Annotated in this window: 15 protein-coding genes; 14 read left to right on the forward strand and 1 reads right to left on the reverse strand. The window is 28.2% G+C overall.

Annotation, left to right across the window (positions count from 1 at the left end; all coding sequences use genetic code 11):
• Positions 1–145 precede the first annotated feature (145 nt).
• From BTM21_RS04640 to BTM21_RS14080, 14 genes are all read left to right on the forward strand, one after another.
• Positions 146–1,117 (forward strand): nucleoside hydrolase, encoded by a 972-nt coding sequence (locus BTM21_RS04640; protein WP_079481425.1) that lies wholly within the window; start codon positions 146–148, stop codon positions 1,115–1,117.
• A 23-nt stretch (positions 1,118–1,140) separates the two neighbouring features.
• Complete coding sequence (locus BTM21_RS04645) at positions 1,141–1,701, forward strand: ECF transporter S component (RefSeq protein ID WP_079481424.1); 561 nt, start codon at positions 1,141–1,143, stop codon at positions 1,699–1,701.
• A 20-nt stretch (positions 1,702–1,721) separates the two neighbouring features.
• A complete protein-coding gene (locus BTM21_RS04650) occupies positions 1,722–2,411 on the forward strand; it encodes a radical SAM protein (protein WP_021875875.1) in 690 nt (229 codons plus the stop codon).
• Between the two features lie 199 nt (positions 2,412–2,610).
• Complete coding sequence (locus BTM21_RS04655; protein WP_021875874.1) at positions 2,611–3,702, forward strand: ribose-phosphate pyrophosphokinase; 1,092 nt, start codon at positions 2,611–2,613, stop codon at positions 3,700–3,702.
• Between the two features lie 320 nt (positions 3,703–4,022).
• Positions 4,023–5,216 carry an acetate/propionate family kinase gene (locus BTM21_RS04660; RefSeq protein WP_021875873.1) on the forward strand — a complete coding sequence of 398 codons (1,194 nt, stop codon included), beginning with the start codon at positions 4,023–4,025 and terminating at the stop codon, positions 5,214–5,216.
• 164 nt (positions 5,217–5,380) lie between these two features.
• On the forward strand, positions 5,381–6,427 hold the full coding sequence (locus BTM21_RS04665; protein WP_021875872.1) for a galactose ABC transporter substrate-binding protein: 1,047 nt from the start codon (positions 5,381–5,383) through the stop codon (positions 6,425–6,427).
• Between the two features lie 73 nt (positions 6,428–6,500).
• A complete protein-coding gene (gene mglA / locus BTM21_RS04670; RefSeq protein ID WP_079481423.1) occupies positions 6,501–8,000 on the forward strand; it encodes a galactose/methyl galactoside ABC transporter ATP-binding protein MglA in 1,500 nt (499 codons plus the stop codon).
• Between the two features lie 15 nt (positions 8,001–8,015).
• On the forward strand, positions 8,016–9,038 hold the full coding sequence (gene mglC / locus BTM21_RS04675) for a galactose/methyl galactoside ABC transporter permease MglC (protein WP_079481422.1): 1,023 nt from the start codon (positions 8,016–8,018) through the stop codon (positions 9,036–9,038).
• An 18-nt stretch (positions 9,039–9,056) separates the two neighbouring features.
• Positions 9,057–9,203: a hypothetical protein gene (locus BTM21_RS13765; RefSeq protein WP_021875869.1), complete on the forward strand. Its 147-nt coding sequence runs from the start codon at positions 9,057–9,059 to the stop codon at positions 9,201–9,203.
• A gap of 212 nt (positions 9,204–9,415) precedes the next feature.
• Entirely contained in the window at positions 9,416–11,029 is a 1,614-nt protein-coding gene (locus tag BTM21_RS04680; RefSeq protein WP_079481421.1) for a response regulator, read from the forward strand.
• An 11-nt stretch (positions 11,030–11,040) separates the two neighbouring features.
• Positions 11,041–12,852, forward strand: a complete 1,812-nt coding sequence (locus BTM21_RS04685; RefSeq protein ID WP_079481420.1) for a cache domain-containing sensor histidine kinase — start codon at positions 11,041–11,043, stop codon at positions 12,850–12,852.
• Positions 12,849–13,826: a substrate-binding domain-containing protein gene (locus BTM21_RS04690; RefSeq protein ID WP_079481419.1), complete on the forward strand. Its 978-nt coding sequence runs from the start codon at positions 12,849–12,851 to the stop codon at positions 13,824–13,826. Before BTM21_RS04685 ends, BTM21_RS04690 begins: the two co-directional genes overlap by 4 nt.
• 25 nt (positions 13,827–13,851) lie before the next feature.
• Entirely contained in the window at positions 13,852–14,361 is a 510-nt protein-coding gene (locus tag BTM21_RS14075) for a substrate-binding domain-containing protein (protein WP_278336957.1), read from the forward strand.
• Positions 14,362–14,393: 32 nt separating this feature from the next.
• On the forward strand, positions 14,394–14,888 hold the full coding sequence (locus BTM21_RS14080) for a substrate-binding domain-containing protein (RefSeq protein ID WP_278336959.1): 495 nt from the start codon (positions 14,394–14,396) through the stop codon (positions 14,886–14,888).
• Positions 14,889–14,944: 56 nt separating this feature from the next.
• Here the strand turns inward: BTM21_RS14080 and BTM21_RS04700 are convergent, their stop codons facing one another.
• The gene (locus tag BTM21_RS04700; RefSeq protein ID WP_021875864.1) at positions 14,945–16,264 is read right to left on the reverse strand and encodes a M20/M25/M40 family metallo-hydrolase; all 1,320 of its coding nucleotides are present in this window, start codon (positions 16,262–16,264) and stop codon (positions 14,945–14,947) included.
• Between the last annotated feature and the right edge of the window lie 202 nt (positions 16,265–16,466).

The following is a 16,466-nucleotide window of genomic DNA, read 5'->3' on the forward strand; positions in this document are numbered from 1 at the left end:
ATTATTCTAAGATTTTATAAGAGCCTCTAAGGATATTCCTTAGAGGCTTTATTTATAATAGTCTAATAATAAATAATTTTATATTTAAAAGGATGGTGTTGCCATCCTTTTTATTTTGTAATTAAAAAGGAATGGAGAAATGTATATGAAAAAAAAGGTAATAATTGATTGTGATCCAGGTATTGATGATTCTTTAGCATTAATATTAGCATTAAATTCACAAGAATTAGAGATTTTAGGAATAACTATAGTTTCTGGAAATGTTAAAGCACAACAAGGTGCTAAAAATGCTTTAAAAGTATTAAAACTTTTAGGAAGAGAAGATATTAAGGTATTTATAGGAGAGGAATATCCATTAGTTAGAGACCTTATTACAGCAGAAGATACTCATGGAGAAGATGGTCTTGGGGAAACTGGATATGAGGATGCAGATGGTGAAATTTATTATGGAGGAATTGATTTTATACTAGATAAGGCAAAAGAAGGGGATTTAAGTATAATAGCTTTAGGGCCCTTAACTAATTTAGCTAAGGCAATAGAAAAGGATAAAGATACATTTAATAATATTGTAGAAGTTGTATCTATGGGAGGAGCCTTTAAATCTCATGGAAATTGTTCTCAAGTAGCAGAATTTAATTATTGGGTAGATCCCCATGGTGCTAAAAAGGTATTTGATGATATAGAGGTACCTTTTACTATGGTTGGGTTAGATGTTACAAGAGAAATAATATTAACACCTAACTATATAGAACTAATAAAACAAATAGGTGGTAGCGTAGCAGAATTTATAGTAAACATAACTAGATTCTATGTTGATTTTCATTGGAATCAAGAAAGAACATTAGGTTGTGTAATAAATGACCCATTAGCAGTTGCATATTTTATAGATAGAAGTTTATGCAAAGGCTTTACATCTTATGTGGATATGGTTACTGAAGGGGTAGCTATAGGACAAACATTAGTAGATGTAGGTGAATTTTATAAAAGAAATCATAATGTTTTAGTACTAACAGAAGTAAATCCTAAAGATTTTATGAGATTCTTTTTAAATAGAGTTTTCAAAGATAATAAAAAAGATATAGACCTTATATTAAGTAATTCAAAATATGGATTATAAGTTTAAAAAGAAGGAGAATCAAAATGAAAAAAAATGACTCATTTAAAATTATATTGATGTCTTTATGTGCAGCTTTTAACATAGTAGTTGGATTTTTAGTAGTTGGATTAAAGCTACCTATATATTTAGATACAATTGGAACTTTTTTTGCAGCATTTTTCTTTGGACCAATAGCAGGAATGATAACAGGTATAGCTACAGCTACAATTAGTGGGTTATCCTTTGATCCAGTATCATTATATTTTATACCAGTACAAGCAATAATAGGCTATATAGCAGGTAGCTTATATAAAAAAGGTTTTTTCAAAGGGAAATTAATACCTGTAGGAATTATAATAGTAACTATAATATCATCTATTGTTGCTGCGACAATAGCAGCCTTTGTTTTTGGAGGAATAACATCTTCAGGTAGTTCACTTATAGTATTTTACTTAAAAGAAACAGGAGTAAATTTAGTAACAAGTGTATTTTCAACACAAATATTAACAGACATTTTAGATAAAAGTATTTGTGTGATTTTAGTATTGACTATTTTAAAAGGAATACCTAATAGATTAAAAGATAAATATGAACTTTGCAAATAATAAAGAGGGTTAAAAGTGATATGGAAAGATACAATAAAATTAGAGAAAAAAATAATAGAGAAATAGTATTATTAAAAGGATTTCCTTGTATATGGGGAAAATGTGCTTTTTGTGATTATATTCATGATAATGGAGAAAATGAAGAAGAGTTAATTAATATTAATAAGGAAATACTAGATAAAATAGATGGAGAGTTTGGAGTTTTAGAAGTAATTAATTCAGGAAGTTGTTTTGAGTTACCTAAAGAAACTTTAAAGTATATAAAAAAGATAATAGATGAAAAGGGTATTAAAAAGTTATTTTTAGAAAGTCATTGGTGTTATAGAAAGAGATTAGAAGAGATGAAGTCATTTTTCAATATTCCTATAGTCTTTAAGATAGGAGTAGAAACTTTTGATAATGATTTTAGAAATAAAGTTTTAAATAAAAATGCAAACTTTAAAAATGAAAAAGAAGTAAAAGAGTATTTTCAATCAGTTTGCATAATGGTCGGAATACAAGGTCAAACAAAAGAAATGATAAAAAGAGATATAGAAATAATTTTAGAAAACTTTGATTATGCAACTATAAATGTATTTATAGAGAATTCTACAAATATAAAAAGAGATGATGAGTTAATAAAATGGTTTTGTAAAGAATATAAGTTTTTAAATGAATATAAAACTATAGAAATACTTTATAATAATACTGATTTTGGAGTTGGAGATTAAAACTAAAGCTAATAAATTATCTTCTTTTAAAAATTAAAAAAAAATTATATAATTTGGAAAAAAGTCTGTTGAAAAAAGAAAAAATTTAAATTTTTTATAAAAAAACAGAATTTATTATCAAAATATATTTATATACGTAAGTTTTTAGTATATACTGTTATTAATTAAGTATATACTGAAGTGTAAAGGAGATAAGTAAATGAGCGAATTAAATCATGATCTTGGGATAATAGCATTAGAAAGTTGCATAGAGTTAGGTAACCATGTAGATAAGTATATTCAAAATAAAAGAAATACAAATGAATCATTTTTAATACCTATTAATGAAATAAGATTTTCTAATGGTGAAGGAAAAGTTAAAATTTCAGAAACTGTTAGAGGTAAAGATATATATATTTTATGCGACGTTGGAAATTATAGCTGTACATATAAAATGTTTGGATTTACAAATCATAAAGGCCCAGATGAACATTTTCAAGATATAAAAAGAACAGTATCAGCTATTAGGGGTAAGGCAGCAAGCATTACTGTAATAATGCCACTTTTATACGAGTCAAGACAACATAGACGTAAGGGTAGAGAATCTTTAGATTGTGCATTAGCACTTCAAGAATTAGAAAGATTAGGAGTTAATGAACTTCTTACATTTGATGTTCATGATCCAAATGTTCAAAATGCAATTCCGTTACTTTCATTCGAAAATATATATCCAACATATGATATAGTAAAATCACTTATTTGTAATGAAGAAACATTAGAGTTAAATAAGGAGAAATTACTTGTAATTAGTCCAGACACAGGAGCTATGGATAGAGCTATTTACTATTCAAGTGTTTTAGGAGTAGATGTAGGATTATTCTATAAAAGAAGAGATCATTCTTTAATTATCAATGGAAAAAATCCTATTGTTCAACATGAATATATGGGAAGAGAAGTAGAAGGTAAAGATGTTTTAATAGTTGATGATATGATAGCATCAGGAGAATCTGTACTTGATATAGCAACAGAATTAAAATCTAGAAATGCAAGAAATGTATATGTTGCAACAACTTTTGCTTTCTTTACAGAAGGGTTAGAAAAGTTTGATGAATATCATAAAAAAGGAATAATAACAAAGGTTTACTCTACTAATTTAACTTATATACCAGATGAGTTAAGAAATGCTGAATGGTTTACAGCAGTTGATATGTCAGAGTTTATATCAAGAATAATAAATAGATTAAATTATGGAAACTCAATTGCTAAATATATGGATGCAACTGAAGTTATACGTAGTTTGATAAAAGAATAGAATAAAAAGTATTCTGTATTTTAAAATACAGAATACTTTTTTATTAATGGAGTATAAGTTAAAGCTAGATTAACTTAATTAAATTAAAAAAAATAATTTTAAAGAAAATATAATAAAATTAAAAATTGAAATAGTATATATAAAAAAATTACGATAAAATAAGTAAAGCTATGTATTAATTTAGAGATTATTTATTATAAAGAGGTGGTTTAAAATATTCAGATAAAATGGAATAATTAATCATTTTTAATGTTAATTATTTTGTTGTATTATATAGTAAGGAAACAAATAATTAAATAGTATGTTAAAGGAGAAGAGAGATGAAAGTTTTAGTAATTAATTGTGGTAGTTCTTCTTTAAAGTATCAATTAATTGATATGACAACAGAAGAAGCAATGGTTCAAGGGTTAGTTGAAAGAATAGGAATAGAGGGATCTGTTCTAATTCAAAAAGTAGAAGGAAGAGATAAGTATATAATAAATACAGAAATTAAAGATCATAAAGCTGCTATAAAATTAGTTTTAGGAGCAATAATTGATAAAGAACACGGTGTAATTAGTTCAATGGATGAAATTAAAGCAGTTGGACACAGAGTTGTTCACGGTGGAGAAAAATATTCAGAGTCAGTAATTATTACAGACAAGGTTTTAGAATCAATTAGAGAATGTATTGCACTTGCACCTTTACACAACCCACCAAATATTATAGGAATAGAAGCATGTAGAGAATTAATGCCAAACACTCCTATGGTAGCGGTATTTGATACAGCTTTCCATCAAACAATGCCAAAAGAAGCTTATATATGTCCAGTACCATATGAGTTATATGAAAAATACGGAATAAGAAAATATGGTTTCCATGGAACTTCTCATAAATATGTTGCAAATAAAGTTGCAGAGGTTATGGGAAAAGATATTAAGGATTTAAAAATAGTAACTTGTCACTTAGGAAATGGTTGTTCAATAACAGCTGTTAAAGGTGGAAAGTCAGTAGATACATCAATGGGCTTTACTCCTCTTGCTGGAGTTATGATGGGGACAAGATCAGGAAATATAGATCCATCAGTTATAGGGTTCTTAATAAAAGAGCAAGGATATACTATGAAAGAAATTGATGAAGTATTAAATAAAAAATCAGGTATCCTTGGAGTATCAGGAATATCTTCAGACTTTAGAGATGTAAGAGAAGCTTTCTATAATGGAAATGAAAGAGCTAAGTTAGCTTTAGATATTTTCCACTATAAGATAAGATCACAAATTGCAGCATATGCAGGAATAATGGGTGGTGTAGATGCTATAGTATTTACAGCTGGTATAGGAGAAAACTCTTCTTTAACTAGAAAAGAAAGCTTAAAGGGTCTTGAATTCTTAGGTTTCCAAATAAATGATGAAAAGAATGAAATTAGAGCTGATGTTCAAGAAATTTCTGATGAAGGATCAAAAGTTAAAGTATATGAAATTGCAACTAACGAAGAATTAATGATTGCAAGAGATACTAAAGCATTAGTAAAGTAATTTTATTTTAAAAGCTAACATTTTTATGTTAGCTTTTTATTATTATCTAAGAATTTTGATAAAAGTGTTAAGAATTTTGTATGGATATTAATGTAAAAACTTACTATAATTTAAATTGTAAACGATAACTTAATATTGTATTTACTGTAAAGGGGAGGATTAAAATGAAAAAGATAAAAAAATTATTAGTAATGGCTATGGCTACTGTTATGGTGGCAGCTTCATTAACAGCATGTGGTTCTAAAACAGAAGGTGGTGACAAAACAGCATCAGGAGACAAGGTTAAAGTAGGTGTATGTTTATACAAATTTGATGATACTTATATTTCAACAGTAAGACAAAGCTTAGAGGAACTTCAAAAAGAAAATTCAGATAAAGTTGAATTTACTTTTTATGATGGAAAAGGTGACCAAGCTACTCAAAATGATAGTATAGATACATTACTTCAAAAGGATGTAGATCTTTTATTAGTAAATTTAGTTGATACAGGGGCAGCTCAAACCGTTGTTGATAAAATAAAGGGTTCAGAAGTTCCAGTAGTTCTATTTAATAGAGAACCAAGTACAACAGATGCTATAAAATCTTATGATAAATCTGTATTTGTAGGAACAAATGCAAAAGAAGCTGGAGAATTACAAGGAAAAATTCTTGCAGATTTATGGGCAAAGGATCAAAAAGCTATTGATAAAAATGGCGATGGAAAAATGCAATATGTAATGCTAAAAGGAGAACCAGATAATCCAGAAGCAGTTGCAAGAACTAAATTCTCAGTTTCAACTATAAATGATAAGGGAATTGAAACTGAAGAACTTGCTAATCAAGTTTGTAACTGGGATCAAGCTTTAGCTCAAAATGCTATGGAAGCATGGTTTGCAAAAGATGGTGAAAAGATAGAAGTAGTAATTGCTAACAATGATGGTATGGCTCAAGGAGCTATTGCAGCTTTACAAGCTCAAGGTTATAACAATGGAGATGCAGCAAAGACAATCCCAGTAGTTGGAGTTGATGCAACATCAGCAGCACAAGATTTAATAGCTAAAGGTCAAATGACAGGATCAGTTCTTCAAGATGCTCCTGCTATGGCTAAAGCTCTTTATGAATGTGGAATGAACTTAGTAGATGGTAAAAAGGCTAATGAAGGAACAGAATATAAGTTTGACGACACTGGAGTAGCAATTCGTATTCCATACCAAGAATATATCAAAAAGTAATTAATTTAACTGCATAGCAATTTATAAATTGCTATGCAGTTTATAAATAAATAGAAAAGTGGTGAAGGAAGCTATGGGAGACACAAAATACGTTCTTGAAATGATTGATATATGTAAAAATTTCCCGGGAGTAAAGGCGCTAGATGGAGCTAAACTAAAAGTAAGACCAGGAACTGTACATGCTCTTATGGGTGAAAATGGAGCTGGAAAATCAACTCTAATGAAATGTTTATTTGGAGTATATATTGAAGATAGTGGTGACATATTTATTGAAGGAAAGAAAATAAATTTTTCTAATCCAAAGCAGGCTATGGAAAATGGAGTAGCCATGGTACATCAAGAGTTAAATCAAGTTTTGCAAAGAGATGTTATGGATAATATATGGCTTGGAAGATATCCAGGTAATGGAGGCATAGTTAATTCGAAAAAAATGTTTGATGAAACTAAAAAGGTTTTTGATGAATTAGAGATAGATGTAAATCCAAAGACAAAGATGGCAAAATTATCTGTTTCGCAAAGACAAATGGTAGAAATAGCAAAAGCAGTATCTTATAATGCTAAAATACTAGTTCTTGACGAACCAACATCATCATTAACTCAAGAAGAAGTTAATCATCTTTTTAAAATAATAAATAAACTTAGAGATAGAGGATGTGGAATAATATATATTTCGCATAAAATGGAAGAAATACTTCAAATATCTGATGACGTTACAATAATGCGTGATGGTCAGTGGATAGATACTATAGATGCTAAAAATCTTACAACAGATAAGATTATAAAGCTTATGGTTGGACGTGATTTAACAAACCGTTTTCCACCTAAAACAAATAAACCTGAAGATGTAATATTAAAAGTTAATAATTTAACTGGATTATATCAACCTTCAATTCAAAATGTTTCTTTTGAATTAAGAAAGGGAGAAATTTTAGGAGTAGCAGGACTTGTTGGATCTAAAAGAACAGAACTTTTAGAAACGATATTTGGAATAGCTCATCATAGTGAAGGTGAAATTTACTTACATGGTAAATTAGTGAAAAATACTACTTCACAAAAAGCTATTGAAAATGGATTTGCTTTATTAACAGAAGAACGTAGAGCAACAGGTATATTTGGTCAATTATCAATAAAGTTTAATACTGTTATTGCTAATATAGATGGATATAGTAAGTTTGGTGTATTAAATAATAAAAAAATGACAGAAGATACTAAATGGACTATAGATAGTATGAAAGTTAAAACGCCAAGTCAAAAAACTGCAATAAGAACTTTATCAGGTGGTAACCAACAAAAGGTTATTATTGGAAGATGGCTATTGACTAATCCAGAAATTCTTCTTCTTGATGAACCTACAAGAGGAATAGATGTTGGAGCAAAATATGAAATATATCAATTAATAATTGATTTGGCTAAAAAAGGAAAAGGTGTTATTGTTGTATCATCTGAAATGCCAGAATTAATAGGAATTTGTGATAGAATACTTGTTATGTCTAATGGAAGAGTTGCAGGTTGTGAAAATACAAATGAATTGACACAAGAAGATATTATGGCTATGGCAGCAAAATATATTTAGAGCGGGGTGGAACTTATGGAAAATACCAAATTTGATAAGAAAAAAATAGAGGACTTTTTGTTAAACTATGCATTATATATTGTTTTATTTATGATGATTATATTCTTTGTTGTAAAGGAGCCAGGATTTCTTTCATTAAAGAATTTTACGAACATATTAAGTCAAGCATCTACACGTGGTATATTAGCTCTTGGAGTAGCAGGGCTTATAGTATTACAAGGAACTGACCTTTCAGCAGGACGTATCTTAGGTCTTACTGCGATAGTATCAGCATCATTATTGCAGTCATCAACTTATGCGTCAAGAATGTATCCAAATCTTCCAGAATTACCTTTAATAATTCCACTTATAGGGGCTGTTATTATAGGTGCAATATTTGGAGCAATTAATGGATTTGGGGTAGCCAAGCTCAAGGTGCATGCATTTATAATTACTTTAGGTACTCAGCTTATTGCATATGGTGTATCTTGTCTTTATATAGATAGACCACCACTAGGTGCTCAACCAGTTGCAAACCTTGATGCACGTTATACAAATTTTGTAACAGGATCTTTAAAATTAGGAAGTGTACAAATTCCTTATTTAATATTCTACCTTGCAATAGTTGCACTAATTATGTGGTTTATATGGAATAAAACTAAACTTGGTAAAAATATGTTTGCAATAGGTGGAAATCCAGAAGCAGCAGCAGTTTCAGGTGTAAACCTTGTTAAAAACATTATGATAATATTTGTAATTTCAGGAGTTCTTTATGGACTAGCAGGATTCTTAGAGGCTGCTAGAGCAGGTTCTACAACAACAGCTACAGGTTTTAACTATGAACTTGATGCAATATCTGCTTGTGTTGTTGGTGGTGTATCATTTACAGGTGGTGTAGGAACTATTCCAGGAGTATTAATCGGTACTGTTTTACTTCAAGTAATCAATTATGGATTAAACTTTATAGGAGTAAATGCTTATTGGCAATATATAATAAGAGGTCTAATTATAATAGTTGCAGTATCTCTTGATGTAAGAAAATATATAGCTAAGAAATAATTTCTTTGGAGAAATAATATGGATAATAATTGTGAAAATAATAAAAAGACAGTTAGAGATACTTTATATGGTCGTATAAATGTATCAGTTAAAACCATGGATTATATAATTGGGGCATTATTAGTTGCTTTAGCAGTGTCAATTGTTTTCGGAGTACTATTATAAAATTAAATAAAGAATATTTAAAGAATAGGTAATCTAAAAGTAGATTATCTATTCTTTTTTATTATGGTATATTATATAATATAAGTAATAAAAAGTATAATCAATATGGTATAACAAGGTTAAAATAATCATTTCCATACACCAAAGATTAAAATAATAAATAAAAATTATTATTAGTTATAAACTCATTTTTACAAATAGGAGGATTACAAATGAGCTTATATAGAGTACTGGTTGTAGACGATGAAGAAGATGTGAGACATGGGATAATAAAAAAAATTAATTGGGAGGAAAATGGATTTCTAGTAGTAGGTGATGCTGAAAATGGACAAGATGCTCTTGAAAAAGCAGAAAAATTACAGCCTGATATTGTAATTACAGATATAGCAATGCCTTTTATGGATGGGCTTGAGTTAGGCAAGAGACTTTCAGTATTAATGCCATCTACAAAAATTATAATATTTTCAGGAGCAGATGATTTTGAATATGCTCATAAAGCTATAAAAATAAACGTAATAGAGTATATTTTAAAACCTGTTAATTCAATTGAATTAACAGAAAGTTTAAAAAAGGTAAAAAAGCAATTAGATAATGAGTATGACGAAAAAAGAAATGTAGAGATATTAAAAAAACATTATGAAGAAAGTTTGCCAGTTATTAGAGAACAATTTTTAGTAGGGGTTTTAGAAGGTCGGATAAGTGAAAATCAATGGAATGAAGAATATAGAAAGTTAGGGTTAGATTTTATATCAAAAAATATATCAGTAGCTCTTATACATTTAGATGATATTTCTACTTTGAAAGAAGTGAATGATAATCCTTTAAGAGAAGAAACTGCTTTAATAACTATTTCTATAAAAAAGTTAGTTGATGATGACTTAAAGAACTATTGTAAATTTATTAGTTTTCCGTATTCAGATATGGTAGTAATTATAACAAGTCTTGAAAAAAAAGAAGATATTACATATTTTATTAAAGGAATAAATGAAATTTGCATGAGTTTTAAACGAATTATGAATATTAGTATTTCAGCAGGAATTGGACATATATATGACGATTTTAAAAATATAAGATTTTCTTATAGGACAGCAAAAGATGCATTAGGATATAGATTAGTATTAGGTACAGGAAAAGCTATTTATATTGATGATGTGGAACCAGATAGTTCTATTCACTTAGAGTTTGAAGAGGAAGAAGAACGATTAATACTAAATGCTATTAAAGTTTCATCAAAAGATGAAATTGCAGGTATAATAGATGGAATATTCAAGAAAATAGAAAATTCTTTATTACCGGTTAATGAATATAGAATTTATTTAATTGAAGTAGTTATATCTTTATTGAAATTAGTACAAGCATATAATTTAGATGTAAACGAAATATTTGGAGAAAATTTCAATTGTTATAGTTATTTAGAAACCTTTAATTCATTAAAGGAAATGAAAAGATGGCTTATAGAGAATACACAAAAAATAAATGTTCTTATAAAAAAGAAACGTATAAATTCATCAAAGTTACTTATAGAAGAAGCTAGAAACTATATAAGCTTAAACTATGATGATTGCGAATTATCTGTAGAAAAACTATGTTCAAAATTACATGTTAGCCCAACTTATTTTTCTACTGTTTTTAAAAAGGAAACAGGAACTAGTTTTGTAAATTATCTAACCAATATAAGATTAGAAGAAGCAATTAAACTTTTAAATACAACTGATGATAAAACCCATGTAATAGCCACTAAGGTAGGATATTCACAAGCTAATTATTTTAGCTATGTCTTTAAAAGAAATTTTGGGGTATCACCCTCAAAATATAGAAAGAATTGAGTGGGTTTATTATGCTTAAATTTTTAAAATATAGAATGAAAATCATAAGTAACTTTTATAAACATATAAGTATTCAGTATATTATATCAATTTCATTTACTGTAATTGCTATGATTGGAATGATAATTGTAGGCGGGGCATTTTATTTAAGATTTGTAAATTCAACAGAAGAGATGATATCTGAAAACAATAAAATTATTTTAGAACAAGTAAATTTAAACTTAGATAGTTATTTAAGAAAAATGATGAAGGTTTCAGATACGATTTATTATAAGGCAATAAAAAAGAAAGATTTACAAGTAGAAGACATCAGTAGTGAAATGGATTTATTATATGAAGAAAATAAAGATTCTTTAATTAGTATATGTTTATTTTCAGAATATGCTGAAGTGTTAGCATCTTATCCTTTAACACAACTAAAAGAAAGTATTGAACCTAGAGATACTGAATGGTTTTCTAGTGCAGTAAATAAAAAAGAGAATTTACATTTTTCAACTCCACATGTTCAAAATTTATTTGTAGAGCCAAATTATAAATATAGATGGGTAGTATCTCTTAGTAGATCTGTAGAGCTTACTATTGATGGGAAAACTAGCCAAGGGGTTTTGCTTGTAGATATGAATTTTAGTGGAATTGAGCAGATTTGCAAAAATATAAATATAAGTAAAAATGGATATGTATATCTGATAAATAGAGATGGTGAAGTTATATATCATCCAAGACAACAATTACTTTATTCAGACTTAATAGAAGAAAATAACAATATAGCAGCAACTTATGAAGACGGGACGCATATAGAAAAGTTTAATGGTGATGAGAGATTAGTTACAGTAAAGACAGTTGGATATACTGGGTGGAAAATAGTAGGAATAACCCCCATGTCAGATATTACTTCTGATTATTACGAAATAAGAGTATTTTTAGTATTTATAATAATATTTGCTATATTTTTATTAACCTTTGTTAATATGCTTGTTTCATCACGTATAGCAAATCCTATAAAAGCTTTAGAGAATTCAGTTAAAAGATTAGAAGATGATATTAGGGATGTAGATATTTCTATTAGTGGGTCTTATGAGGTAAAGCATCTTGGTAAAGCTATTAAATCTTTGGTAACTCAAATGCATATTCTTATGGATAATATAGTTATTGAACAAGAATCAAAAAGGAAAAGCGAACTTAATGCGTTACAGGCACAAATAAATCCACATTTTTTATATAATACCTTGGATTCTATCATATGGATGATAGAAAATGAGAATTATGAAGGGGCTATTACTATGGTAACAGCTTTGGCAAGATTTTTTAGAATTAGCTTAAGTAAAGGGAAAAATATAATAACTGTAAGAAATGAACTTGAACACGCACGTAACTATTTAACAATTCAAAAGATAAGGTATAAAAATAAATTTAGTTATAATATAGAAGCAGAAGATGATGTTTTGAATTGTACTAGCATTAAGTTAATAGTACAACCTTTAATTGAAAATGCTATTTATCATGGAATGGAATTTATGACTGGAGAAGGTGAAATTCTAATAAAAGCTTACAAGAAAAAAGAAGATGTATATATAGATGTTATAGATAATGGTCTTGGGATGTTAGAAGAAGTTTCAGAAAGTCTTTTAACAAATTATTGTAAAGAAAAAGGTAAAGGATCAGGAATAGGACTTAAAAATGTTCACGAAAGAATTCAATTATATTTTGGTGAAAATTATGGGCTTGAAATTTATAGTGAATTAGATGAAGGAACCACTATTAGAATCCATATACCATATATAGATTTTTATAATAATGAAGGAACGGAGAATGAAATAAAGTGAAAAGAAAAAAGAAACAAATTCTTATAATTATATTTTTATTACTTATGTTATCTTTATTATTTTTTATAAGTGGAATATTGTTTAAAGGTAAGGATGTAGAAGGATATAATATTTCAATTATAGTACGTGGAAAGAATAGTGAAAGTTGGATGATAATGAAGCAAGGGATGGAGCAAGCAGCGTCAGAAATGAACACTAATATAAGATTTATAACATTAACAGATGAAAATAATTTAAATGAACAAAAGGATTTAATTGAAAGAGAAGCTACAGAAGGAGCTGATGCTATAATTATATCACCAGTAGATTATGAAAAAATGAAGGAAGCTATAGAAAATACCATTAAAGATATACCAGTTATATTAATAGAATCAACCATATATTCAGATAAAGAAATTCCTTATATTTCATGTGATAACTATAAGCTTGGGAAAAGTCTTGCGGAGGAATTAATTCAAAGAGGAAATACAAGAAGTAGAGTAACGGTTATGAAAAAAGATCTACAATGTAGTAGCATAATGGAAAGATATAAGGGGTTTATTGATACTATAAAAGAAAGTAAAAATACTTATGATTTATTAGATATAGAAGGTGGGGATCAATCTGTATATGATAAGTCAAAAGATATAATAGAAAATAATAAATCTGATGTAATAGTAACATTTGACCCAGATGCTTTAGAGTTAGTAGGAAAAGCAAAAAAGGATTTAGGCTATTCAAAAAAGGAAGGAATAAATGTTGAAATTTATGGTGCAGGAAGTACAAGTAAAGTTATTTCATTTTTAGAAGAAGACATTATAAATGCAGTTGCAGTACAAAATGATTTTAATATTGGATATCTTGGAGTAAAGACAGCGGTAGATAAAATTAAAGGTAATAGGGGAGAAGAGAAAATAATAAATTCAACTGTTATTAATAGTAGAAATATGTATTCAGATGAAAATCAAAGGTTACTATTTCCGTTTATAAGATAAAATAAATTCTTTAGGAGGATAAAGAATGAAGGTATTTAAAAAAATTATAGGAATTATACCAATAACTTTTATTATTGCATCCTTATGTTCCTGTAATAACGAGGCTAAATTAACAGATGATGAAATAAAAATAGGTGTAACATTATATAAACAAGAGGATACCTTTATATCTAGCATAGCAAATAATCTTGAAGATATAGCTAAAAATAAAGATAATTACAAAGAGTCTAAAGTTACTATAGATTTTGTAGATGCAAAAGGAAGCTTAATAAACCAAGGAAATCAAGTGGACACATTTATAAATAAAAATTATGATGTAATTTGTGTGAATTTAGTAGATAGAACAGCAGCATCAACTATTATAGATAAATGTAAAACGGCTAATATACCAGTTATTTTCTTTAATAGAGAATTGGTAGAAGAGGATATGAATAGATGGAATAATATATATTATGTTGGTGCACAAGCAAAACAATCTGGAGAGTTGCAAGGTGAAATAATAATAGATGAATATAAAAAAATCCTAGTAATGTAGATAAAAATGGAGATGGAAAAATTCAATACGTAATTCTTGAAGGAGAGCCAGGTCATCAGGATACAACCCTAAGAACAGAGTATTGTACTAAGGTTATAATGGAAAGCGGTATAGAATTAGAAAAGCTAGCAAGTGACACAGCAAATTGGCAAAGTGATCAAGGAAGCGCAAAAATGACACAATGGCTTGGTGAATTTAAAGATGAAATAGAAGTTGTGTTTAGTAATAATGATGAGATGGCTTTAGGTGCTATACATGCTTTAAATAAAGAAAATGAAATTAGAAAACCTTTAATAGTAGGAATAGATGGAATAGAAAGTGCATTAGAAGCGGTGAAAAATGGAGATATGATAGGAACTGTTATAAGCGATTCTAAAATGCAAGCTGATGCTATTTTCAATATTGCTTATACCTTAGCAACTAAAGGTGATATAAAATCTATTAAATATCTAGAAGATAGTAGATATGTAAAAACACATCACACCAAGGTTACTATAGATAATATAGATAAATATTTGAATAAATAAAAAATAATAAAACCCCAGTATATTAAATTTTATACTGGGGTTTTATTATTTAAATATTACCATTGAAGTGGTTTATAAGCTGAAGCTGGACATTCAACAACATTTAAGAAAATTGAAACATTACCAACAACTGCTTTGTCAATAAAGTCTGTACGAACTTTATCATATGGAGTATGAGCATATTGCTCTTGCATTGGAGAATATCCGATGGTTGGTTTTCTATCGATTCCAGCAGTTTTACTTGCATCAGTACCAAAGTCCCAATAACCATATTTAACAGGTTGATTAACATCTGTTAAACCTTTAGCAGCAGCTAAAACAAATGGATGATCCTCAGCAATCTTCCAAGGCATCATATCTTTAGGAACTGTGTATTCAACTCCAGTATATGATTTATGAACTCCATCTTTAACCTCAACAACAGCTTTAAATTCAGCATCAGTTTTTTGTATTTCACTAATAATATCTCTAACTTGTTTTAGAGCAAGTTTAGCATCTTCTCCAGGAATAGTTCTTCTATCAATGGAAAGCATACATTTATCAGGAACAATTGATAAAGCTCCAGGAGAACATTCAATTATATTTAATGATATAGATGCTTGACCAAGCTTGTCATCAGTAGGTAAACTTGGATAAAGTTCATCCTTTAATTTATTTATTAATGGAATAGATTTATAAATAGAGTTAATTCCAAGCCATGGGGCACTACCATGAGAAGTTCTACCTAAAACAGTAGCTAACATTTCAGTTCTACCTCTATGGCCACAATATAATTTTAATGAAGTTGCTTCGCAAGATATCATAGCATCATAAGTTAAACCTTTTTCAGCAAAGGTTTTATCAATTAGGTGAGTCATTCCAACTGTTTCAGCTGGTTCTTCTTCAACAACTCCTGTAAACATATAATTACCTTTAAATTTAAAACCTTCTTTTTTTAGTTTAACAAGAATTCCTCCGGAGTAAACTTGAGCAGCTAGTCCTGCTTTAACGTCTGAAGCAGCACGACCATGAATACATTCAACTAAATCTTTAGTAGTTTTATCTTGATTATCTATTTCACAAACATCTATAGTTGCTGCATAAGGATCGTATCCTTCCCAGTTGTTAACATCTCCAGCGCTAACATGATCCATATGTCCATTATACATTATAGTAGGACCTTCTAAAGAGCCCTTTACAATTCCTACAACATTACCCATAGAGTCTCTAAAGACTTCATCATATCCAAGTTCGGTCATTTTATCTAATAATAAATCAGCTACGCCTTTTTCATTGCAACTTATACTTGGATTTTGAATAAGCTTTTGAGTAAATGATATTACATCATTATGAAATTCTTTTCCTAATTCATTGATTCTTTCAACATAATCTATCATAATCAATATCTCCTTTGAATTTAAATTTTATTTGAAAACCTTTTACAGTATAATATATTAATATTTTTTATAAATATTATAAAAATTTTAAAAAATAGAAAATAAAATCCGCATAAAAAAACAAATTAGAACTATAAATGATAGTAGCAAGTTAATAGATAACTAACTCTTAAAATAAATAATTCAAAATAGGAGGGAATAT

The sequence above is a fragment of the Clostridium chauvoei genome (assembly GCF_002327185.1).
Lineage (GTDB): Bacteria > Bacillota > Clostridia > Clostridiales > Clostridiaceae > Clostridium > Clostridium chauvoei.